A 22999-nucleotide genomic window follows, 5' to 3' on the forward strand; every position below is an offset into this window, starting at 1 on the left:
CCGGGGGACGGTAGCGGGTGCGGCCCACGTCGATCACGACTCCGCTGACCGGGTCGGTGATCAGGCGCTTCCAGGTCCCGCCGGCGGCCAGGGCCCAGGCAGTCAGGGCCGGCACCGCCGTGCTGCGCGCCCCGATCCTCACCTCAGCGACCTCGACTGGTGTGGAGGACAACGGGGAGACGAGCTGGGCGGTGGGAGCAACCGGGGCGGGTTCAGACAGATTCCTCCCGTTATGGCCGGGCAGACTTCTCCCGCCGCTCGGGGAGTCTGCGCTGTTGAGAGGCTCGAGCGTGGCGGTGGGGCTCTCGCCAGGGCCGGCTCCACCTGGCTCAAGACAGAGGGGGTCGTCGGGGCTCTCGCTGTCCCCAGGACCACAGCCCCCAGGATCGCCGTCCTGGAACCGGTTGTCTACAACGCTGGCGGCGGGGCGGAGAACGCCAGGGTCGTGAGCGGCGGCATCCTCTGGCTGGGCCAGGCCACCTGGGTCGGTCAGGCTGCTCAGAGGAACGGTGACGTTGACGTTGATGCGGATGCCTGCTGGCACAGGAAGGTGGCCGGTGGCTGAGGGTGTCCACCAGGGGCTGTTCGATCCCACCAGGCCGCTCAAAGCGCCCAGGAGCCCTTCCAGGGGCACCCCGTTAGGCAGCAGCCGCCCTGGGGAAGGGGACTCAAGAGGAATCGAGGACGAGAGCACTGAACCCGGCTCACTCAAACCACCACCGCAGATACCGTCACCACCGCTGGCACCGATGCCGCTGCCGCAGATGCCGCCGCCGAGGCTGTACCCTCCGTGGCTGTCGTTGTCGGTGCTGCCACCGCCACCGCTGCTGTTGTCGTGATTTGTGCTTGCGGGGGTGGTGGGGGCTTGCGTGGGCCTGTGGTAGGCGGCCTGCTGGCTGGTGCGCAGTGTGGACAGGGTCATGGCGGTGATGGCATCGGCTCGCAGCTGACCCAGGGTGCGCTTCTCGCCGCAGGCCCGCGCCGAAGCGGCGATCGCGTCCAGGGTGGCGTCCAGCAGCAGGGCGTCCATGGTCGGCAGCAGAAGCCGGACTTGGCAAAGGCCCTCTCCCGCAGGCCGGGGGCGTGACACGCACCGCCGCTCGGTATTGTTCTGGCTCCGCTCAGCGTGGCCGTCAGGGTCGATCTCCATCAGGGCCCGATCCAGATCCCTCCCCACCTGCGACACGCTCCGCCTGGGCGCCTGAGGTAGAACCTTGTCCTGGACCGCCAGCGCCACCAGAGTGGGTACGCCTTCCAGACGGCGGGTCACCAGGGACGCCTTCGCCGAGTCCAGGACCCCGCAGCGTTCCATGGCCTCGACCGGGGCGAAGCCCATGCTCATGAGGGCCTGGCCGTGATCCACCATCTGACCGGCCCGAGTCCGAGAGACGCCCAGGCGGGTGGAGAGCAGGCAGGTGGCATTGAACCGCCGCTCCTCATAACCCACCACCGGAGAGACCTCACCATGCGGGCCCCACTGGCCCGGGTGACTCGACAGCTCAGGGCACCCGGTCAGGCAGGCCGCAGCCAGGGCCTCGCCCCAGGTGGCCCAGGCCGCCAGGCGGCGGCAGGCCGCGGCCAGCTCCCCCAAACCCGAGGCCCCCAGACCGATCAGTCCCGAGGTGCTGGCCTCCTCCGCGCCCACCGTCCGGAGCTGTTCGGAGGCGGCCGCCAGCGCCACGTCAGTACCCGACTCGTTGGTGAAGAGGGTTGGCACTGCATCCCCGTCAGCGGTGGCGCCCTCGTCGTCGGCGTCCTGGGCAGTCACCAGCAGACGGGCCAGCAGCCCCTCCACCACACCGGCCAGCGCTCCACCAGCGGCCAAGGATCCCAGCAGGCCCGCCACGTCCTCAGGGCAGGTCACAGGCTCTGGCGCCACGTTCCCGCCAGGCGCACCCAGCATCCCGACCGCATCACCGGCCGGGACGCGAGGAAGCACACCATCTTCGAACATATGTACAGTATAGCAAGTGGTGCCCGTGCCCCGCACACTGAAGCAGACTCCAGAATCACTGGAACAGCAACGATTAGCCGCATATCTGGCGCCTTTATCGCCGGCGCCTTCTCTCTCGGAGCCGGCGTGACGGCTCGCAGAGACCGCTCGAACCTCGCTGGGCTCTGCCGACGTGACCGGTCTCGCCCGCCCGTGGGGCGGACGCCGCCGGGCGCCACTGCTGGTGGGCGATAGGCTGTGCCCCAGCACCAGGAAGCACGAGTAGGAAAAGAGCGCTGCCGCGATGTCAGAGAGAACCGCACCGGTCGAGTCCGACACCCCCTTCCGCTACACGGCGGAGCTGGCGGACTCCATCGAGACCGCCTGGCAGGACCGCTGGGAGGCCGAGGGCACCTTCAACGCCGACAACCCAGTCGGCGCTCTGGCCGGCCCCGGGGCGGACAAGGAGAAGTTCTTCCTGCTGGACATGTTCCCCTACCCCTCCGGCAAGGGACTGCACGTGGGCCACCCGCTGGGCTACATCGCCACCGACGTCGTCGCTCGCTTCACCCGGATGACCGGCAGGAACGTCCTGTACACGATGGGCTACGACGCCTTCGGCCTGCCCGCCGAGCAGTACGCCGTCACCACTGGCCAGCACCCGCGCATCTCCACCGAGGCCAACATCGCCAACATGCGCCGCCAGCTGCGCCGCCTGGGCCTGTCCCACGACCCACGCCGCTCCCTGGCCACGATTGACGTCGACTACGTGCGCTGGACCCAGTGGATCTTCCTGCAGGTCTTCAACTCCTGGTTCGACCCAGAGGCCCCGCGCCGTGACGGCCGCGGCAAGGGTGCGGCCCGGCCAGTGACCGAGCTGCGCGACAAGCTCGCCTCCGGCCAGGTCCCCGTTCCCGACGGCCGCGACTGGGACGCTCTGAGTGCCGCCGAGCAGGCCGAGGTCATCGACTCCTTCCGCCTGGCCTACGTCTCCAGCGCCCCTGTCAACTGGTGCCCCGGCCTGGGCACGGTGCTGGCCAACGAGGAGGTCACCTCAGAGGGTCGCTCCGAGCGGGGCAACTACCCGGTCTTCAAGCGCAACCTGCGCCAGTGGATGATGCGCATCACCGCCTACGGCGACCGCCTCGCCGAAGACCTGGACACCGTGGACTGGCCCGAGAAGGTCAAGCTCATGCAGCGCAACTGGATCGGACGCTCCGAGGGCGCTGAGGTGACCTTCACCGTCCCCGGGGCCGGACAGGGCGACCAGCAGGACGCGTCGCTGAGCGTCTACACCACCCGCCCCGACACCCTCTTCGGCGCCACCTTCATGGTGGTGGCCCCCGAGCACCCCATGCTGGGTGGCCTGCAGGCCTCCGGCTCGGTGCGCACCGAGGCCCAGATTGCCGACGACGCCGCGGCCCTGACCGTCCCGGCCGCCTGGCCCGAGGGCACCAAGGAGGCCTGGACCGGCGGCTACGCGACCCCCGCCGAGGCCGTGGCCGCCTACCGCGCCCAGGCCGCGGCGACGTCGGACACCGACCGCACCGACGAGGGCCGGGTCAAGACCGGCGTCTTCACCGGCTTCTTCGGCATCAACCCCGTCAACGGGGCGAAGGTGCCGGTCTTCGTGGCCGACTACGTCCTCATGGGCTACGGGACCGGCGCCATCATGGCGGTGCCCGCCCACGACGAGCGCGACTACGCCTTCGCCACCAAGTACGACATCGACATCATCCAGACCATCGGCCCGGCCGACGACCCCCACGGCGTCGACCTGAGCTCCCAGGCCTACACCGGTGACGGCGTCGTCGTGAACTCCGCCCAGGGCGACCTGGACATCAACGGCATGGGCAAGGACGAGGCCAAGGCCACCATGATCGGCTGGCTGGAGGCCAAGGGCGCCGGCCGCGGCGCGGTCACCTACCGCCTGCGCGACTGGCTCTTCTCCCGTCAGCGCTACTGGGGCGAGCCCTTCCCGATCGTGTGGGACGAGGACGGCGGCGTCCACGCCCTGCCCGAGTCGATGCTGCCGGTCGAGCTGCCCGAGGTCACTGACTACTCGCCGCGCTCCTACGACCCCGACGACGCCGACTCCTCCCCGGAGCCGCCGCTGGGCAAGGCCACTGAGTGGGTCGAGGTCGAGCTCGACCTGGGTGATGGTCCCCGGACGTACTACCGCGAGACCAACACGATGCCGCAGTGGGCCGGCTCGTGCTGGTACGAGATGCGCTACATCGACCCCACCGATGACAAGGCGCTCGTCGACCCGGCCAACGAGGCCTACTGGATGGGGCCGCGCCCGCAGGCCGGCAACACCTCCGGCGGCACCGACCTGTACGTCGGCGGCGTCGAGCACGCCGTCCTGCACCTGCTCTATGCGCGCTTCTGGCACAAAGTCCTGTTCGACCTGGGCCACGTCTCCTCCTCCGAGCCCTACCACCGCCTCTTCAACCAGGGCTACGTCCAGGCCTACGCCTATACCGACTCCCGCGGCCAGTACGTGCCCGCCGACGAGGTCGAGGAGGTCACCGCCGAGGACGGCTCCACCAGCTACCTGTGGCAGGGGCAGCCGGTGCGCCGCGAGTACGGCAAGATGGGCAAGTCCCTGAAGAACATCGTCACCCCTGACGACATGTACGAGGCATACGGCGCCGACACCTTCCGCGTCTACGAGATGAGCATGGGGCCGCTGGATGCCGACCGCCCGTGGGACACCCGCGCCGTCGCCGGCAGCCAGCGCTTCCTGCAGCGCCTGTGGCGCAACGTCATCGACGAGACCACCGGCGAGCTGACAGTGGTTGACGAGAGTGCCGACGAGGAGACCCGCCGGCTCGTGGCCAAGACGATCGTGGGCGTGCGCGAGGACTACGAGGGGATGCGCCTGAACACGGCCATCGCCAAGCTCATCGTCCTCAACAACCACCTCACCGGACTCGGGGCGGTCCCGCGCGAGGCCGTCGAGGCCCTCGTCCTCATGACGGCGCCCGTGGCCCCGCACATCGCCGAGGAGATCTGGAAGCGGCTGGGCCACGAGCACTCCCTGGCCCACGAGGACTTCCCGGTCGTGACCGACGAGGCGCTGCTGGCCGCCGAGAAGGTCACCTGCGTCATCCAGGTCAAGGGCAAGGTCCGCGACCGCCTCGAAGTCGACCCCGACATCTCCGAGGCCGAGCTCGAGAAACTGGCCCTGGAGGCCCCCGGCGTCATCCGCACCCTGGACGGGCGCGGCGTGCGCAAGGTGATCGTGCGCGCCCCCAAGCTGGTGAGCATCGTTCCCGAGTGACCGCGGCGGGCTCCCCGACGGTGCCGCTCACGGCCGCGCCGCGGTAGCCCAGGAACAAACATGAGGGGCTGCACCAACCGAGACGGTTGGTACAGCCCCTTACTCTGCGCCTGAGGAGGACAGGGGTGAGGAGTGCATAGAGACGACACTTTGGCCGGAAAGTCAGCAACAAGTAATCTTGTGCTGTGGAGCGGGACCCGCTTATCCTCGACAGCGCACATCGGCATGGTGTGTCGGATGAGGACATACTCCATGCACTGCGCTTCCCTGTTCGGCACTTCGTACAAGATGATTCGATGACGATGTTCATAGGCGCTGACAAGACTGGCATCCTCGTTGAGGTGGGTGTCATCGAACGGCACGGCGTCATTGCTGTTGCACATGCTATGCGCCCAGCTCGGTCCAAGTATCTGAGGTGAATCACGATGACTCGACGCACTATTGCAGACATCACAGCTCGCGCCGACGAGTTCGCCGACGCCTTCGAGAACTATGACCCCAGGCCCGGTGATCAGGATGCCCCGCTGCCACCGATCATGGCCGTCAAGCTTGCGGCGTGGCGCCGCGACACGGCCGAGCGTGAGCTTGCTGAAGCAGTGCACGCGGCGCGCAAGCAGCAACTGTCCTGGCGCGAGCTCGGTGAGGCGATGGGAACCAGTGGGGAAGCCGCTCGTCAGCGGTATAGAGCCGTAGCGCAATAGTGCAGAAGGCTGGACGTACCTGCCGGAAGTCTGGGCATTCACCTGGTGAGCATCGTTCCCGAGTGACCGCGGGGCGGGCTGCTCGACGGCGCCGCTCACGGCCGCGCCGCGGTAGCCCAGGAACAGCACGAGGGGCTGTACGAACCGAGACGGTTGGTGCAGCCCCTTACTCTGCTGTCCGAAGATGATTCGGTGACGGTCAGGAAGAGTGCCCGAATCGCTTCTGCGCAGCCTGCCGGGTCACGCCGAGAGCAGCGCCGATCACAGTCCAGGAGTCACCGGCCTGTCGAGCTCGGGCGACTGCGGCATGCAACTCGGCCTCGGCGTCATGCACCCGTCGACTCGCGGCAATGATCGCCCGAAAGTGCGCGGCGTCCCGGGCGGGCGTGCTGTTTGGATCGAGAGTCTCAAGGCCTGTTGTGTCGTGAGTGTGCGTCAGTGTGGAGGACAACGTCATCACCTCAGATAGTCGTAGAACTTCGGTCGCAGGCGGTCGGCATGAATGATTCGGGTTGGCTCTGTGGCAGGAACTGCAACCAGCTCGAGCAAGGTGGCGCCCATGTGACTTGACGATAGGGGCTCAGCGGCGCCTGAGGGTGCCGAAGATGGAGCGTGTGATCTCGCGGGTGATCTGACGGCCCACCGAGCCGATGGTCTTCTCGACCTCCCGCTGACGGCGCTCGGCGGCCTTCTCCGCCTCGCGCTGGCGACGCTGGGCCTCCTTGACGGCCTCTCGCTCCAGGCGTTCGGCCTCCTTCTGACGCTGAGCCGCCTGGCGGGCGGCCTCCTTCTCCAGGGCCTTCTGGGCGGCGGCGTCGGCCTTGGCCTGCTCCTTGGCGGCCTGCTCGGCCTCCTTAGCGGCCTGCTCGGCGGCGCGAGCGGCCTCGGCGGCCTCGGCGTCGGCCTGGACCCGCTGGGCCAGCAGCTCGTAGGCGGACTCGTTGTCCACACTCGTGGCGTACTTGGGTTTCAGCGGGGAGGAGGCCAGCACCTGGTTGACGGTGCCGCCCTGGGCCGGACCCATGACGGCGGCGGGCACGTTGATGACCACCGGGGCCACCGGCGCCGGGCGCCCCTTCTCATCGAGCACGCTGACGACGGCCTGGCCGGTGCCCAGCGACGTGAGCACCCGGCTGAGGTCCACCGGGCTGACCGGGAAGGTGGAGACCGCCTTCTTGAGGTTGGCGGCGTCGGCCGGGGTGTGGGCGCGCAGCGCGTGCTGCACCCGGCTGCCGAGCTGGGCCAGGACCTCGTCGGGAACATCCGTGGGCGACTGGGTGATGAAGACGATGCCCACGCCCTTGGAGCGGATGAGCCGTACCGTGCGCACCACGGCCTCCAGGAAGGCCTTCGAGGCGCCGGAGAACAGCAGGTGCGCCTCGTCGAAGAAGAACACCATGGTGGGCTTGTCCGGGTCGCCGACCTCCGGCAGGGTCTCGAAGAGTTCGGCGAGCAGCCACATGAGGAAGGTGGAGAACAGCGTGCCCTGAGACTGGATGTCCGCCAGCTCCAGGGCTGAGATGACGCCGCGCCCATCGGGGGAGACCCGCATGAGGTCACGTACATCGAGCGCCGGCTCACCGAAGAAGGCCTCACCTCCGGCCGCCTCCAGGGCGGCGATCTCCCGCAGGATGACCCCGGCCGTGGCCGCAGAGACCCCACCGATGGTCTTGAGCTCCTCCTTGCCTGCTTCCGTGTTCGTCAGGTAGTCGACGACGGCACGCAGGTCCTTCAGGTCCAGCAGGGCCAGCCCCTGGCTGTCCGCCCAGTGGAAGACCAGCTGGAGGGCGGAGGCCTGCGTGTCGTTCAGGCCCAGGACCCGCGAGAGCAGGATCGGCCCGAACTCGGTGACCGTCGTGCGGATCGGGGTGCCGCTGATGCCTGCGCCGGAGTCCGACCCGCCGAGGTTGAACAGCTCGATGGGGAAGGACTGCCCCTTCCAGTCCTGACCGGTGGAGGCGATGCGCGAGGCGATCTTGTCATTGGAGGCTCCGGCCTCGGCCAGACCGGTCAGGTCCCCCTTGACGTCGGCCAGGAACACCGGGACGCCGGCGGCGGACAGTCCCTCGGCCAGGAGCTGGAGCGTACGGGTCTTACCGGTACCGGTCGCCCCGGCCACCAGCGCGTGCCGGTTGAGCAGCCCCAGCGGGATACCCACCGACAGGCCCTTGACCGCCGCGGGCTCACCGCCCGAGAGCGTGTCGAGGTAGGTGCCCACCGGCAGGGTGGGGGAGGAGAAGCTGTAGCCCGAGCGCACCTGGGCGGTGTAGCCGGCCTCCTCGGCCTCCGTGCTCCCCGAAGTCTGCTCGGTCGCAGCGGCGGCCTCAGCCTGCGCAGGGGCCTGCTCCTGAGCCGTCTCCTGGGGCCGCTCGTCAGTCTGCTCCACGGGCGAGGCCGGAGTAGCGGCGATGGCGGCGTCAAGGGCGGCCTGGGCGGCGGCCGCCTTGGCGGCGGCGGCTTCGGCCGCGGCCTGGGCGGCCTCGGCCTTGAGGCGTGCGATCTCAGCGGAATCGGTCATGGAGCCATCGTAAACGCCGAACCTGCCAGCGCGCAGACCAGGGCGTGGCGGTGCAGATGACGCCGTTCCTGACCGTGAGGGAGGCAGGTGCCCGGCGGACAAGGTAGCCTCGGGCCTCGATGGCGTTGGGAGCATACGTCCGATCCCACGCCTGCCCGTGTCCCCAGTGCCGCGAGGTTTACACGCCCCATGTTGCCCCCTGCGTCGTCGTTTCCGGAAGAACGTCCCCTTACGGGCCTGCTGCTTACACACCCGGACCACAGGATCAGGTGAGCGACGTGCGGATCGCCTTCTTCATTGACGACTACCTCCCCTCCGTCCACGGCGTGGCCACCTCCACAGCCACCTTCCGATCCGCCCTGGAGCGCATGGGACACGAGGTCTACGTGGTGGCCCCCAAGGCCGAGGGCCATGAGGAGACCGACGACCACGTCATTCGCCTGTCCTCCTCGCGCTACTACGTCTTCGACAGCCGCGAGGTCGCCACCATCTATCCCGGCCTGGCCCGGCGCTTCGACGCCTACGACTTCGACGTCGTCCACAGCCAGACTCAGTTCAGCCTGGGGGTCCTGGCGCACTGGGTGGCCAAGCGTCAGAACATCCCTCACGTCACCACCATCCACACCCTCTACACCGAGCTCATCGACGACTACCCGCTGGCCGTGGTCTCGGGCCTGCTGGCCCTGTCCGTCGCCTTCCCAGTGGCGCTCAAGTCGCTGCCGGTCCTTCCCCGCGTCCACCGGGAGACCATCAAGCACCTCAACAAGCGCGACATGAAGATGGCCCTGTCCCGTCAGGGGTGGCGCCTGACCGCGGCCTTCGCCAACAAGTGCGACGCCTGCCTGTCGCCTTCCCAGCACCTGGCCAGGATCCTCATCAACGACGGCGGGCTGACCGTCCCCTGCATGGTGCTGCCCAACGGGCTGGACTCCTCCCGTTACCGCAGTGCCCGCGCCGCCGACTCGCCGATCCCCAAGGCCCCCGGTGAGAAGATCATCATCTGCGTGGCCCGCCTCAGCCCGGAGAAGCGGCAGATGACGCTCATCGAGGCCATGCCCCACCTGGCCGACCTGCCGGTCAAGCTGGTGCTTGTGGGCCCCGGACCCTCCCAGGAGGAGCTGGGGCGGCGCGCCGAGGAGCTTGGGGTGGCCCACCGGGTGATCCTGACCGGTGCGCGCTCGCCGGAGGAGGTCGCCGTCCTGCTCAAGCAGGCCGATATCTTCTCCCTGGCCTCCTACCACTTCGACAACCAGCCCATGGTGTTCCTGGAGGCCGCCGCCTGCGGGCTGCCGATCGTCTACTGCGATGAGCGGATGACCGAGTGCCTCACCGAGCGCAACGCGATCCTCACCGACGGCATCGAGGGGGAGGACTTCGCCCGGGTCTTCGCCTCCCTGCTCTCCGACGACGCCCGGCTCTCCGAGCTGTCCGACGGGGCCCTGGAGGTGGCTCAGCAGTTCGACTCCGAGACGATGACTAAACGGCTCACCAACCTCTACGAGGACCTCCTGGTCTCTTATCGCTGAAGGCCCGCGAGCCCTGAGCGAGCAATAACGCACGGTCCGGGGCACGCAGGCGGCAGTCACAGCAACCGCGGCAGCCGCAGCGTGCGGCGCCTTGCCGGTGAGCGAGCGGCTTGCCGATAAGGTATGCCACATGTCGCTCGCCGTCGTCACCGACTCCGCCGCCTGCCTGACGGAGCCCCTCCTGCGTGAGCGCGCGATCGAGGTGGTGCCGCTGCACGCCATCCCCGCTGAGAGCGGTGAGCCCGGGACCACCTCCCGGCCCAGTGTCCAGGAGCTGGCGGACGCCTACCGGCGCGCGGCCAGCAGGGCCGAAGAGGTCCTGGCCATCCACATCTCCTCGGCCCTGTCCGGAACCATGGACAACGCCCGCATCGCCGCCGCCCGGCTCGAGGCCGACTACCAGGCCGACAACAACGCCCCGGGCCCGAGCACGGGGCGTCGTCGCCCGCAGTGGCTGCGCGTCGTCGACTCCGGCACCAGCTCCGGCGCCCTGGGGCTCGCGGTGCTGGCCGCCGCCGGCGCCCACGACGCACGTCGCGGTGCCGCCCTGGCTCAGGCCAGCACCGCCCGCTCCTGTCAGCTCTTCGTCGTTGACGACCTGGGGCGCCTGGCACGCTCGGGAAGGATCGACCGCACCACGGCCCGCCTGGACGGAGTGCTTGGAATCCGCCCGGTCCTGGCCCTGACCCGCGACGGGATCCGCACGCTGGAGATCGTGCGTGGTGCGGCCCGAGCCAGGCGCCACCTCATCGCGCAGGCCGTCCGCGTCGCCGGCGGCACCGCCCTGTCCGGCCCCAGGCGCCCCGCCGACCCGGTGCGCCTGGTTATCCAAGGCGACGACGCCGACAAGCTGGCGCTGCTCGAGACCGATCTTCGCCAGGCCATGGAGGAGGCAGGCGCCAAGGTCACCGAGGTCCTCACCCTCCCGGTCGACGAGGCCACAAGCACCCACGTGGGCCCCGGCGCCCTCGGCATCGCCGTCGCCCCGGACCTGAGGACCCACTGAGCCAGGGGCGACGACGCAGCCCGGTTGCCACAGGCCGCCAGACGCCAGTGCTCTCCACAGAGCAGACGACCTCCCCATGCGCCGCACGACCCCAGTACCTACCGTCGTGGACATGGGAGCCAGACGGAGCCGTACGCACAAGTCCTTGGACGACCTTGTGCGTCTGGCCTGCTCAACCGACCCCGAGGAGCCGGTGCGTCGGCCACGCCGCCTCGCGATCGCGCCACGAGCCGCGGTCATCGCCGGCTCCGCTCTCCTCATCCTGGCTCTCGCCCTGGCACTGAGGGCCGTAATGGTCTCCACCGGCGCCGGCGCCGGCGGTCAAGCGGCCCCGGCCGCCGCGGCAGGGGCCTCCGCGGCGATGCGGCCACCACCCGCCGGGACGGCCACGAGTCCAGCCATGAGACCAGCCACTGCGCCTGCCGCGGGATCAGCGGCAGGACCAGGCGGCTTGAGCGCGACATCGGGCAGCGTCGTCGTCCACGTCACCGGGGCAGTGAGCAGCCCGGGAGTGGTGACCCTGCCCCCGGGCAGCCGCGTCACCGATGCCATCAACGCCGTCGGAGGAGCCAGCGCGGACGCCGACACCGAGCAGCTCAACCTCGCTCGGGTCCTGAGTGACGGCGAGCAGATCCGGGTCCCGCGCATCGGCGAGGTCCTGCCCGACCCCGCACCGCAACCCGGTGGGGCCGCCACCCCCAGTGTGGGAACAGCCCCGGGGAAGACCAACGGCGGTGCATCCGGGACGATCAACATCAACACGGCCTCCGCAACCGACTTGGAGAAGCTGCCCGGCATCGGCCCGGCCCTGGCCCAACGGATCGTCGAGTACCGCGACTCCCACGGGCCCTTCGCAAGCGTCGACGCCCTCACCGACGTCCCCGGCATCGGCAAGGCCAAGCTCGAGGGCCTGCGAGAACAGGCCACCGTATGAACGAGGCCCATGGTGACAATGACGGGGACAGCCCCAGGGCCCCGTGGGACGACCCCGCGCTGTATGCGCGACCGCGCCAGGAGCAGGGCCGCAACCGGCACCGAAACGGAGGTCAGCACGCCACCTCCTCCAAGGCCCCTGAGGCCCTGGACCTGCGCCTGCTCGCCCCCGCGGCCACCTGCTGGGCCGGCGCCTGGTGGGCTGTTGGACGTGAGGCAGCAGATGCCTGGAGAGGCGCCCTGCTCCTGGCCTCGGGGTGCACCGCCCTGGCTGCGTTGCTCGTGGTCCCCGTCCTGCGCTTCCGGCCACCGCGCCACCGGGCCGACCCGCGTCCCGGAGCCCCCGACCACGACCCCGGGGCAATGGGAACCCTCAGCGCCAGCCTGCTCGTGTGCGCCCTGTGCGCCGCGACGGTCCTGACCATCAGCGCCGCCCACCTGTGGGCCCGCCAGCGCGACCCGCTGACCGCGGCAGTGGCCTGCGGCCAGCCGGTCACCCTCATCGGCACCGTCTCCCAGCAGCCGCGAGTCTCGGCCACCAGCCGCTCCACCCTGGTCATCACCGCCCTCGACGTCGAACAGGTGGACACGCGGGCCTCCACTCTGAGCGCCACCGTCCTGGGCGACAAGCAATGGCTGAGCCTGCCCATGGGAACCCGCGTCCAAGTGCGCACGCGCCTGCGCCCCACCGACCCCGGCCGCGCCGAAGCGGCCATCATCCCCAAGCGCGCCGGCCTCACCGTTCTTGGCCCGCCCAGCGGGATACTCGGGGCCGTCACTTCCGTCCGTACCGGTCTCGCCCAGGCTGTCGGGGCACCGGGCACTGGGGTACCGGGCGCAGCAGGAGCGGGGGAGGAGACGGGGTTCTGGCCGCCAGGGGCCCGCAGCCTCGTACCCGGTGTCGCCCTGGGCGACGACCACGCCCTGCCGGCCCAGCTGCGCGAGGACATGCGCACCGTCTCCATGACGCACCTGACCGCCGTCTCCGGGCAGCACGTCGCCATCATCCTGGGACTGGGGCTGGAAGCCCTCGGGGTGCTGCCCCGACGGTGGCGAGCACTGCTCGGAGCGGTCCTGCTGACTGCTCTCGTCATCCTGGTGCGCCCGTCGGGCTCCGTGCTGCGCGCCGCCACCATGGGGGCCGTCATGCTGCTGGGCGTCGTCGCCGGCAGGCGCGCCGCCTCCGTGCCCGCCCTGTGCTCCGGAGCCATCGTTCTGCTGCTCATCGACCCCTGGCAGTCCCGCGACTACGGCTTCGCACTGTCCGTGGTGGCCACCGCCGGAATCGTCATCGGCTCCAAGCCGGTTGCGGCCCGCCTTTCACGTCGTCTTCCCAGGTGGCTGGCCGCCGCCGTGGCGCTGCCGCTGGTGGCCCAGGCCGCCTGCGGGCCGATCCTCATCCTCCTTCAGCCCTCGGTGGGGGCCTGGTCGGTGCCCGCCAACCTGCTCAGCGAACCGGCTGCGGTCATCGCCACCATCAGCGGGCTCCTGGCGGCACTGGTCGCTCCGGCCTGGCCCACTGCTGCCGCCGTCATCGCCTGGCCGGCGCTCGCGGCCTGCTCCTGGATGGTGTGGGTGGCCGGCTTCTTCGCCCACCTGCCCGGCGCCACCCTGCCCTGGCCGGAGGGCCTGACGGGAGCCCTGGCACTGGGGGCCTGCGAGATCGGGCTCCTGCTCGCAGTGGCTCCCCGCACCCGCCGCGCTCTGCTGGAGGGAGTCAGGGGGTTGACGTGGCCCGCTCGTGGCAGGCTTGCCCCATGGCAGCGACTCGAACCTCCCGCCCTCGGGGCCCGCGCAAGGCACCGGCTGGACTGCGCTGGGACCAGGCCCAGCTGGCGCCGATCGTTCTCATCCGCGCCGGCGAGGAGGTCCTCGCCGACCGAGCGGTGAGGAGTCTGCTGGCGCAGGCCAAGGCCAAGGACCCCACCACGGAGATCACGCGCCTGGAGGCCGCCACCTACGAGCCCCACCAGCTCGACACCCTCGTGTCCCCCTCCCTGTTCGGAGAGCCCCGGCTCGTCTACGTCCCCGCCCTGGAGCAGATGACTGACGCCCTGCTGAGCGACCTCATCGCCTACGTGGGTGCCGCCGACCCCGAGGTCAGTGTCATCCTGCGCCACAACGGAGGCCAGCGGGGCAAGCGCCTGCTGGATGCCATCAAGGCCTCGCCCTACCCGACCATCCAGTGCGAGGTCGTCAAGAGCGCCAAGGACAAGTCCTCCCTGGTCGTGGCCGACGTGCGCCGCGCTGGGCGGAGCATCGCCCCCGAGGCCGTCGGCGCACTCGTCGACGCCCTGGGCAGCGACCTGCGCGAGCTGTGCTCCGCCGTCGACCAGCTCCTCGCCGACACCCAGGGCACCATCAGCGTCGACCACGTGCGCACCTACTACGCCGGGCGCATCGAGGCCACCGGCTTCACCGTGGCCGACGCCGCCGCAGCCGGCAACACCCCGGCCGCCATCACGGCCCTGCGCCACGCCGTGGCCACCGGCACCGACCCGGTGGCCATCGTCGCGGCCCTGGCCATGAAGGTGCGCCAGCTCGCCAGGGTCGCGGCCGCCGGGGGGCGGCGCATGAGCCCCGCCGAGCTGGGCATGGCCCCCTGGCAGGTGGACCGGGCCCGCCGTGAGCTCCAGGGCTGGTCCGACGACGCTCTGGCCGCCTCGATCCTGGCCGTGGCTCGGGCTGACGCCGAGGTCAAGGGGGCCAGCCGCGACCCCGTCTACGCCGTCGAGCGGGCGGTCCTGACGATCTGCAACGCCCGCCGTGCCGGCAGTCGCCGACGCTGAGGCCATCCTCAGCCTCGCATGGCGGCCAGCGTGAGCGCCGTGGACATGGCCGCGCACGCCGCCTCGTAGCCCTTGTCCTCCTCCGCGCCCGGTCCGCCGCAGCGGGCCAGCGCCTGGGCCTCGTCGTCGCAGGTGAGCACGCCGAAGCCCACCGGCACCCCGGTGTCCAGCGCCACCCGGCTCAGCCCGTCGGTCGCGGCCCGGCACACGTAGTCGAAGTGCGGGGTGCCGCCGCGGATGACAACGCCCAGCGCGACGATAGCCTCGGCACCGCCTTGCGCGGCGGCCGCGGCGAGGACCGGCAGCTCGAAGGAGCCCACCGCCCGGACGACGCTCGCCTGGGCTCCGGCCTCCTCGACGGCGCGCAGCGCCCCGGCGACCAGGCCCCACATGATGCGCTCGTGCCACTGGGCGGCCACGACTGTCACCCTCATGCCCCGCGCGTGAGGTGTGCTCTGCTCAGGTGCCCCAGATCCGCTCATCGTTTCTCTCCTTCGTTCTCGTCACTCGTGTGCCAGGTGTCGTCGTCGGCCCTCGCCTCGCCGGGCGGGGATCCAGCGCCGGACCTGATGGGATCGAGCCCGGTGAGCAGATGGCCCATGCGGTCGCGCTTGGTGCGTAGGTAGTTGAGGTTCTCCCCGTTGGCGAAGGTCGGTGTCGGCGTCATGGAGCGGACGCTGACGCCATAGTGCTCCAGGCCCGCGACCTTGTCCGGGTTGTTCGTCATGAGCTCGACCGAGCGCACGCCCAGGTGGTGCAGCACCTGGGCGGCGGTGGCGTAGCTGCGGGCGTCGGCCGGCAGCCCCAGCGCGACGTTGGCGTCGAGGGTGTCCATACCCTCCTCCTGCAGCGCGTAGGCGCGGAGCTTGTCGATGAGCCCGATGCCGCGCCCCTCATGGTCGGAGGCGTAGACGAGGACCCCGCGGCCACGGGCGCTGATCGCCTCCATGGCGGCGCGCAGCTGCGGCCCGCAGTCACAGCGCAGGGAGGACAGGACGTCGCCGGTCAGGCAGGCGGAGTGGACTCGGGTGAGGACGTCCTCACCGTCCGCGATGCGGCCGCACACCAGTGCGAGGTACTCGGTGCCGTCGACCCTGCTGCGCAGGGCGTGGGCGGTGAACTCCCCGTGCGCGGTGGGCAGGTGCGCTGAGATGACCTCCTCGACGAGCTCCTCGTGCAGCCACCGGTAGCGCTCCAGGTCACTGATCGAGATCATGGGCATGGTGTGGGCGTCGGCGAGCTCACGTAGCTGGTGCCGACGCGCCATGGTGCCGTCGTCGTTAATGACCTCCACTAGGACCCCCACGGGCCGGTTGCCCGACAGGCGCATGAGGTCGACGGCGGCCTCCGTGTGACCGCGGCGCGTGAGGATTCCGCCCTCGCGCGCCCGCAGGGGGAAGACGTGGCCGGGGCGGACGAGGTCGTCGGGAGCTGAGCCCGGGTCCGCCAGGACGCGGACGGTGCGAGCCCGGTCGGCGGCGCTCACACCCGTGGTGATGCCGGTGCGGGCGTCGGCGCTCAGCGTGAAGGCCGTCCTCTTGGGATCGGTGTTGTGCTCGGTCATCATGGGGATGCCCAGGCGGTCGAGCTCCTGGCCCGCCATGGGGGCGCAGATGATGCCGGTCGAGTGCCGGATCGCGAAGGCCAGCTGCTCGGTCGTGGTGCTCTGCGCGGGCAGGATGAGGTCCCCCTCGTTCTCCCGGCTCTCATCGTCGACGACGATGACCGTCTGGCCCTCGCGCAGGGCGGCAAGTGCGTCCTCGACGCGGTCCATGCGTGTGCTTGGGGATGCGCTCCTGGTGCTCAGCATGTCTGCTGCCCCTCCTGGCTCGGGCGGGCGCCCAGAAGACGCTCAGCGTACTTGGCCAGGACGTCGACTTCGAGGTTGACCCGTTCTCCGGGCCGCCTCGTGCCCAGGGTCGTGCGTCGCAGCGTCTCGGGAATGAGCCCGACGCTGAGCGACGCCTCCGCTCCCGGCACGGGGGAGACGTCGAGGGTGTTGGGGGCGTCGGCGACGTCGACGACCGTCAGCGACACTCCGTCGAGGGCGACCGATCCCTTGACGGCGACGTAGCGGGCGATCTCCTGCGGCAGGCTGATGCGTAGGAGGTCCCAGTGCTCACCGCGGTGGTGGTCGAGGACCTCGGCGGTGGCATCGACGTGCCCCTGGACGATGTGCCCGCCGAGCCGGTCGCTGGCGCGCAGGGCGCGCTCGAGGTTGACCGGGTCTCCCGGCGCCTGGGAACCCAGGGTGGTGCGCGTGAGAGTCTCGGCCATGAGGTCGGCGGTGAAGGTGCTCCCGTGCACGGCGGCGACCGTCAGGCAGCACCCGTTGACGCTGACGGAGTCGCCCAGGCTCACGTCCTGGGTGACGGTGGGCGCCTCGACCGTCAGCCGGGCGCTGTCCTCGACGGTTTCGAGCCGGACGACGCGTCCGAGCTCCTCGACGATTCCGGTGAACATCAGTGACTCTCCTCGGTTGGGGTGTGGGCAGGGGGAACGTCGTTGGCCTCCAGGTCACCGCAGAGGCGGACGGCGAGCTCGTCGTCCGCGCCGAGGACCTCGACGCGGGGGTGACTCAGCCTCAGGGCGTCGGTGATCGTCGCCGCCCCGAAGTCGGCGAGGGCGGCCGGTCCCGTGCCCAGAAGCGCGGGGGCCGTGTAGGCGACGACCTGGTCGACGAGGCCGGCGCGCAGGAAGGCGGTCGCGAGGGTCGGGCCTCCTTCGAGCAGGACATGGCGGATCTCGCGCTCGGCGAGGACGGCCAGGACGGCGTGCGGATCGTGGTCGGGCAGGAGGAGGTAGTGGTCGTCGGCGAGCACCCTGGAGGTGGGAGGCAGGCTCCTGGAGCCGACGACGACGCGCAGCGGCTGGAGGTGGGCCGGTGCGGGCTGACCTGCCTCGTCGCGGACGGTGAGGGCGGGGTCGTCGGCGAGGGCGGTGCCGGTGCCCACCATGATGGCGTCGCACTGGCGGCGCAGGCGGTGGGCGTCGTGGCGGGCCGCCACCGGGGTGATCCACTGGCTGGTGCCGTCAGCGGCGGCGATACGGCCGTCGAGGGTGGTGGCGAGCTTCCACGTCACCATGGGGCGTCCGCGGGTCACGGCCAGGAGCCACGGGCGGTTGAGGCACGCGGCCTCCTGGGCGCACAGCCCACGCCGTACCCGCACGCCGGCGGCCTCCAGCGCCGCCGCGCCGCCTCCGGCCTGCTCGGTCGGGTCGTCCTGGGCGTAGATGACCTCGGCCACGCCGGCGTCGAGGAGCGCCTGGACGCACGGGCCGGTGCGGCCCTGGTGGTTGCACGGCTCGAGGGTGACCAGGACGCTCGCTCCTCGGGCGGAGGCGCCTGTCGTGGCGAGGTTCGCCAGTGCGTCGACCTCGGCGTGGGCGGTGCCGGTGCCACGGTGATGGCCCTCGGCGAGGATGTCGTCGTCGGGGGAGAGGATGACGCAGCCGACCCGGGGGTTGGGGCCGGGAGGGGCGTCGGGGGAGGCCGCGGCCCGTAGGGCGCGCTGCATCGCGGCCGTCTGCACGGTGGTGAACGAGGTCATCCGGTCCTCTCCCTCGGGTGCGCTGGGGAGAGACACCGCCATGACGGAGTGCCGGGTGCACGGCACCAGGCGAGGCATGGTGTGTCCCGTGTGCGCTTCCCATCCGGACTCTCACCGTCGGTCCAGGAGTTCCACCTGGTCAGCCGGTCGCTGGATGCGACCGGGTCGCGGACTGTTACCGCCGGTTCGGACTTTCACCGACCCCAGAGCACACGAGCTCATCTCGTTGGGGAGAATGTACCGCGCGCGAGTGCGTTCAGTCACCTCTGCGCATCTATGTGACCATCCACACCTCGGCAGGGTGTCCGGGTGCGGGCGCACCGCGGGAGGGTGGCCCGCACCGGGCCTCACTTCTTGCGGTACAGGGACTTGGTGGCGTAGACGGGCTCGTTGGTGACCTGGACTCCCAGGGCGCGGAAGATGCCCTCGTCCACCGGGCCCAGGATCGTGGAGGTGTGGACCTCGCAGCCCCGCAGCGTCTCGAGCTGGTCGAGGGCCTTGCGGGCGTTGTCGTCCCCGTTGGCGGACACGGCCAGGGCGATGAGCACCTCGTCGGTGTGCAGGCGCGGGTTGCGGCTGCCCAGCTCCTGTGTCTTGAGCCTCTGGATGGGTTCGATGGAGGCCGGGGCCAGCAGGTTGATGTGGTCATCGATCCCGGCCAGGAGCTTGAGTGCGTTGAGCAGCATCGCAGAGGAGCACCCCAGCAAGGCGGAGGTCTTGCCCGTCACGATGCGCCCGTCGGGCAGCTCGATCGCCGAGGCCGGCTCGCCGGTGGCCTCAGCCACCTCCAGCGCGGGCCGTACGACGGGGCGGTCCTCCTTGCTCACCCCCACCTTGGCCATGAGCAGCCCGATCCGCTGGGACTGGACGGGGGCGATGACCTCGCGCTTCTCGGCAACCAGGGCCCGGTAGTAGCGGCGGATGATCTCCTGGCAGGCGGCCTGCCGGCAGGCCTCGTCGTCGCTGATGCAGTTGCCGGCCATGTTGACGCCCATGTCCGTGGGGGAGGCGTAGGGTGAGGAGCCCAGGATCTCCTCGAACAGGCGGCTCAGGACCGGGAAGACCTCGACGTCGCGGTTGTAGTTGACGGTCTGGACGCCGTGGGCCGCCAGGTGGAAGGGGTCGATCATGTTGACGTCGTCGAGGTCGGCGGTGGCGGCCTCGTAGGCGATGTTGACCGGGTGGTCCAGGGGCAGGTTCCAGATCGGGAAGGTCTCGAACTTCGCGTAGCCCGAGGAGATGCCCCGCTGGTGGTCGTGGTAGATCTGGGACAGGCAGGTGGCCATCTTGCCGCTGCCAGGGCCGGGGGCGGTGACGACCACGAGGTCCCGTTTGGTCTCGATGTACTCGTTGCGCCCGTAGCCCTCCGCCGAGACGATGCGGGCGACGTCACCGGGGTAGCCGGGGATGGGGAAGTGACGGTAGACCGTGATGTCCAGCGCCTCCAGCTTGCGCTTGAAGTCGTGGGCCTGGCGGTTGTCATCAGTCCACTGGGTCACGACGACGCTGCCCACGTAGAGCCCGTAGCTGCGGAAGGCGTCGATGTGACGCAGCAGGTCGTCCTCGTAGGAGATGCCCAGGTCCGCGCGGACCTTGTTTCGGGCGAGGTGCTTGGCGTTGACCGCCATGACGATCTCGACCTCGTCGGCCAGCTCGGCGAGCATGACGATCTTGTTGTCCGGGGTGAAGCCCGGCAGCACGCGCGAGGCGTGCATGTCGTCGATGAGTTTGCCGCCGAACTCCAGATAGAGCTTGCCGCCGAACTGGGCGCGGCGCTCCGCGATGTGGCTGGACTGCATCCGCAGGTACTTGTCGCGGTCGAATCCGATGCGCAATGGGCTCTCCTTGAAGCGGTCTGATGAACGGGTGGAGGGGGTGGAAAAAAGAGGAGGGCGCCTCCCCAGAGGGAGGCGCCCTTCAGATGCTCACTGCTGCGGTGGCCTCAGAGGGAGGCGACGCGCTTGGCGAGCTTGGACTTGCGGTTGGCGGCCTGATTCTTGTGGATGACGCCCTTGGAGACGGCCTTGTCCAGCTTACGGGAGGCGGCCTTGAGGTGCTCGAGTGCGGCGTCCTTGTCACCGGCCTCGACGGCCTCGCGCACGCGGCGCACGTAGGTCTTGAGCTCGGACTTGACGGACTTGTTGCGCAGGCGGGCCTTCTCGTTGGTCTTGATGCGCTTGATCTGGGACTTGATGTTCGCCACGGTGAAACTTTCTCGCGTCTGATTGGTCGATGGCCGGAGAGAGGGTTCGCGCCACGGGCTGACATGAGGTGGTGGGGCACCTGGCTGACCCGGTCGCCGGACCCCGCAGCCGGCCAGGCCAGAGGTCCAGTAGGCGACTGTATCATTCAGGTTCCCCATGCCCCCAGGCGCGAAGCGGGGTCGAGGCGTGAGGTGCATCGCCCCATGAGCCTTCGCATCCTGGTGGCGCTGCGGAGGCGATCAGGAATGGTGGTGGCGCAGGGCGGCCACGACGCCGTCGAAGACCTCCTGGTTCATCGTGGCCCCCTCGCGGCGCACGGAGGCCGGCTCCACCAGGAGCAGGCGGTCCAGGCGCACCTCGCTGGGGCGGCCCTGACGGTCCCAGTCACCAGTGCCGACGTCGTACCAGAAACGACCCCAGCGCGCCTCCTGGGCGGCGTCGCGGTCGTGGTCCTTGCTCGTCATCTGGGCCACGACCAGGCGGGTCTCATGGCGGGCCAGGACCAGGACCGGCCGGTCCTTGCCCTGGGAGGGATCCTCCTCGAAGGGCACCCAGGCCCACACCACCTCGCCGGGGTCGGCCTCGCCGTCCGGGTCGGGGGAGTAGCTGAAGGCGGGCAGCCCCAGGGCGGAGACGTCGTAGACGCTGACGCCTCGCGACGAGGGGGCTGCCGACGACTTGGGGGTGCGGGACTGCGCAGGCTCAGCGGAACCGGATGGCGTGCTGCCGGACGTGCCGGACGGCGCCGAGGGCTTCTGAGCAAGCGCGTCGGAGGCGGCGTGCCCGAGCAGGGTGAGGATCCGGTTGAGAAGGCTGGCCATGGGCGCCACCCTACCGTCGGACGGGATGGGGCGGCCGCCGCAGGCTCACGGCGGCAACCAGCACCACCGGTGGCCCCGCCCCGAAGCAGGAGGAGGACCACCGGAGGCGCCGGCGAATGCTCCGATGATGCGGTGCACCCGCAAGGCCCGCATCGTGAAGATGCTAGTTCCCGGTGCGCGTCACGGGAATGCAGATCGCGTGGGTCCCGGCCTCGGTGCCGCCCTCACTGCCGGCGACGTCGATCTGCATGGTCAGTCCCTTGGAAGGGTCCTTGGGATCGCAGGTGCCCAGGGCCTTCCAAGTGTCCTCAGTAACTGCCTCGGCGTTGACCTGGTAGGTGCTCGTGAAGGTCATCGTGGTTGACGAGTAGGCGTTCAGGGAATCGCCGGTGCGCAACGACAAGGAGCCGTCATCCTGAAGGGCATAGCTGTCCGGGCCGACCCACCACGGGGTACCGGTACCTGTCACGCCCTTGAGGGCGAAACCGGCCGGGACCCGTGGCCGCAGAACGATATCGGAGGTGTGGCCGTCGGTGTCGGTGGTGTTGGTGAAGGTGATGGTGTAGCCCACCTCGACCTCGTAGGTGCCGGTAGGGTCGGCCTCGACCAAGAGATCCGTGGGATGAGTCTCCACCTCAACCACCGGCCGGACGTTGACGTAGTCGCTGGAGAAGGACTGCTTGCCGGTGGTGAGTGTGGCCTTGACCCGGTTGCGTCCCGTGACGCCGGTCAGGTCCACCTGGCAGGTGACGTCCTGGCCCTGGGGGACCTTCGCCGCTCCGCTGGCGACCGTGAGGTTCTCGCTCGGTCCCGTGGCGGAGACGACCTTGCCGCCGAAGGCGGTCAGGTCGCAGGTCAGGGCGCCCACCTGGGCCTGCCCCCTGGACCTGACGGCGGAGATGGTGAAGTCCGACAGGGGCGTGGTGGAGTCGTTCCTTGCTGTCATGGTGAAGCGGGCGGTGTCCTTGGCGGCGCCGTCGACCGCGACCTCCTTGGTGGACACGGTGGCGTGAGCCTCGCTGGCAGCGGGCTTGTGCGCGCTGACAGTGGGCCGAAGAATCGTGTTGCGTGTGGAGACCTCGATGGTGGGGGTGACACGGTAGCTGCGCGCATCCGCACCGGGCGCCACCACCGTGGTCCCCAGATCCAGGTCGACGTAGCTGCTCTTGTCCCATTGGGTGTAGAAGTTGATCTCGTAGGTCAGCTTCAGGTGCTCAGGAGTGCAGGAAATGGCTTTGACTGAGCCCATTGACTCACCCAGCAGGGGGTTGTACAGCTCAGAGATGGAACTCAGCTCGGACTCCGCTATCAAGGCCGGGGGCTCGCCCTCGCCCTTGTCGATGTAGAAGGAGCTCGTCCCGGCCACCTCGTCACCGTTCTGGGAAGGGCAGGGCCAGGTCCACTGACCCGGCACGGAATCGGCCTCGATAGTGACATTCGTGGAGCTCTTCGGGGCGATGGCCGATGGGATGCGGACCCTCCAGCTCAGGCAGCCCTCGGCATTGTTGGAGCCGTGGCAGCCGGCACCGGCCGTGTGGTAAAGCCCCTCCACGGTGATATCAGTGTCGGCGGACGCCGGAGCGGCGACGGCAGCAGCGGCGATGAGGGGAAGAGCCAGGGCGATGCGCAGGAGGCGTCGCCACGGATGAGCGGGTGGGGAGGATGGGGAGTGCATGAGCACGCCTTTCGGTGAGGTGAATGGAGTTTTGGATTCCCGTTGTGGGAGAAAGT

The 22999-nt window shown here is 70.0% G+C and carries 17 protein-coding genes and 1 riboswitch; of the genes, 7 read left to right on the top strand and 10 right to left on the bottom strand.

The window, feature by feature from the left end; translation table 11 throughout:
- Window positions 1-1954 (bottom strand): DUF222 domain-containing protein (locus HMPREF2883_RS07390; RefSeq protein ID WP_083313561.1); only part of this gene is annotated, 1954 nt, incomplete at its 3' end.
- Between the two features lie 283 nt (window positions 1955-2237).
- On the opposite strand from HMPREF2883_RS07390, the gene HMPREF2883_RS07395 reads away from it, so the two are divergent.
- Entirely contained in the window at window positions 2238-5219 is a 2982-nt protein-coding gene (locus tag HMPREF2883_RS07395; RefSeq protein ID WP_070660427.1) for a leucine--tRNA ligase, read from the top strand.
- Window positions 5220-5644: 425 nt separating this feature from the next.
- Window positions 5645-5920 carry a hypothetical protein gene (locus HMPREF2883_RS07405; protein WP_070660432.1) on the top strand — a complete coding sequence of 92 codons (276 nt, stop codon included), beginning with the start codon at window positions 5645-5647 and terminating at the stop codon, window positions 5918-5920.
- A 580-nt stretch (window positions 5921-6500) separates the two neighbouring features.
- On the opposite strand, the gene HMPREF2883_RS07410 is transcribed toward HMPREF2883_RS07405, so the two are convergent.
- Window positions 6501-8438 (bottom strand): helicase HerA-like domain-containing protein, encoded by a 1938-nt coding sequence (locus HMPREF2883_RS07410; protein WP_070660435.1) that lies wholly within the window; start codon window positions 8436-8438, stop codon window positions 6501-6503.
- Between the two features lie 269 nt (window positions 8439-8707).
- Between HMPREF2883_RS07410 and HMPREF2883_RS07415 the strand changes: the two genes are divergently transcribed.
- The 5 genes from HMPREF2883_RS07415 (at window position 8708) to holA (ending at window position 14692) form a co-directional block, all read left to right on the top strand.
- Window positions 8708-9964, top strand: a complete 1257-nt coding sequence (locus HMPREF2883_RS07415) for a glycosyltransferase (RefSeq protein ID WP_070660438.1) — start codon at window positions 8708-8710, stop codon at window positions 9962-9964.
- 130 nt (window positions 9965-10094) lie between these two features.
- Entirely contained in the window at window positions 10095-10970 is an 876-nt protein-coding gene (locus tag HMPREF2883_RS07420) for a DegV family protein (protein WP_070660441.1), read from the top strand.
- Window positions 10971-11127: 157 nt separating this feature from the next.
- Window positions 11128-11904 carry a ComEA family DNA-binding protein gene (locus tag HMPREF2883_RS07425; protein ID WP_070660444.1) on the top strand — a complete coding sequence of 259 codons (777 nt, stop codon included), beginning with the start codon at window positions 11128-11130 and terminating at the stop codon, window positions 11902-11904.
- Window positions 11901-13793, top strand: coding sequence for a ComEC/Rec2 family competence protein (locus HMPREF2883_RS14155; protein WP_075370858.1), 1893 nt, complete (start codon window positions 11901-11903; stop codon window positions 13791-13793). Before HMPREF2883_RS07425 ends, HMPREF2883_RS14155 begins: the two co-directional genes overlap by 4 nt.
- Complete coding sequence (holA, locus tag HMPREF2883_RS07430) at window positions 13790-14692, top strand: DNA polymerase III subunit delta (RefSeq protein WP_256277391.1); 903 nt, start codon at window positions 13790-13792, stop codon at window positions 14690-14692. The genes HMPREF2883_RS14155 and holA overlap by 4 nt, the downstream gene beginning before the upstream one ends.
- A gap of 8 nt (window positions 14693-14700) precedes the next feature.
- On the opposite strand, the gene ribH is transcribed toward holA, so the two are convergent.
- From ribH to HMPREF2883_RS07470, 8 genes are all read right to left on the bottom strand, one after another.
- Window positions 14701-15174, bottom strand: coding sequence for a 6,7-dimethyl-8-ribityllumazine synthase (gene ribH / locus HMPREF2883_RS07435; protein WP_070660450.1), 474 nt, complete (start codon window positions 15172-15174; stop codon window positions 14701-14703).
- Window positions 15171-16502, bottom strand: a complete 1332-nt coding sequence (locus HMPREF2883_RS07440; protein WP_070660462.1) for a bifunctional 3,4-dihydroxy-2-butanone-4-phosphate synthase/GTP cyclohydrolase II — start codon at window positions 16500-16502, stop codon at window positions 15171-15173. The genes ribH and HMPREF2883_RS07440 overlap by 4 nt, the downstream gene beginning before the upstream one ends.
- Window positions 16496-17155, bottom strand: a complete 660-nt coding sequence (locus HMPREF2883_RS07445; protein WP_070660465.1) for a riboflavin synthase — start codon at window positions 17153-17155, stop codon at window positions 16496-16498. Before HMPREF2883_RS07445 ends, HMPREF2883_RS07440 begins: the two co-directional genes overlap by 7 nt.
- Window positions 17155-18243 carry a bifunctional diaminohydroxyphosphoribosylaminopyrimidine deaminase/5-amino-6-(5-phosphoribosylamino)uracil reductase RibD gene (ribD, locus tag HMPREF2883_RS07450; protein WP_075370856.1) on the bottom strand — a complete coding sequence of 363 codons (1089 nt, stop codon included), beginning with the start codon at window positions 18241-18243 and terminating at the stop codon, window positions 17155-17157. Before ribD ends, HMPREF2883_RS07445 begins: the two co-directional genes overlap by 1 nt.
- A gap of 86 nt (window positions 18244-18329) precedes the next feature.
- A riboswitch (FMN riboswitch) is annotated at window positions 18330-18459 on the bottom strand.
- 131 nt (window positions 18460-18590) lie between these two features.
- Window positions 18591-20078 (bottom strand): DUF1846 domain-containing protein, encoded by a 1488-nt coding sequence (locus HMPREF2883_RS07455; RefSeq protein ID WP_070660468.1) that lies wholly within the window; start codon window positions 20076-20078, stop codon window positions 18591-18593.
- A 107-nt stretch (window positions 20079-20185) separates the two neighbouring features.
- A complete protein-coding gene (rpsT, locus tag HMPREF2883_RS07460) occupies window positions 20186-20446 on the bottom strand; it encodes a 30S ribosomal protein S20 (RefSeq protein ID WP_009396927.1) in 261 nt (86 codons plus the stop codon).
- Between the two features lie 240 nt (window positions 20447-20686).
- On the bottom strand, window positions 20687-21268 hold the full coding sequence (locus HMPREF2883_RS07465; protein ID WP_070660472.1) for a type II toxin-antitoxin system PemK/MazF family toxin: 582 nt from the start codon (window positions 21266-21268) through the stop codon (window positions 20687-20689).
- Between the two features lie 163 nt (window positions 21269-21431).
- On the bottom strand, window positions 21432-22943 hold the full coding sequence (locus HMPREF2883_RS07470; protein ID WP_070660475.1) for a hypothetical protein: 1512 nt from the start codon (window positions 22941-22943) through the stop codon (window positions 21432-21434).
- Window positions 22944-22999 lie beyond the last annotated feature (56 nt).

The sequence above is a fragment of the Actinomyces sp. HMSC075C01 genome, assembly GCF_001812965.1.
Taxonomy (GTDB): domain Bacteria; phylum Actinomycetota; class Actinomycetes; order Actinomycetales; family Actinomycetaceae; genus Actinomyces; species Actinomyces acetigenes.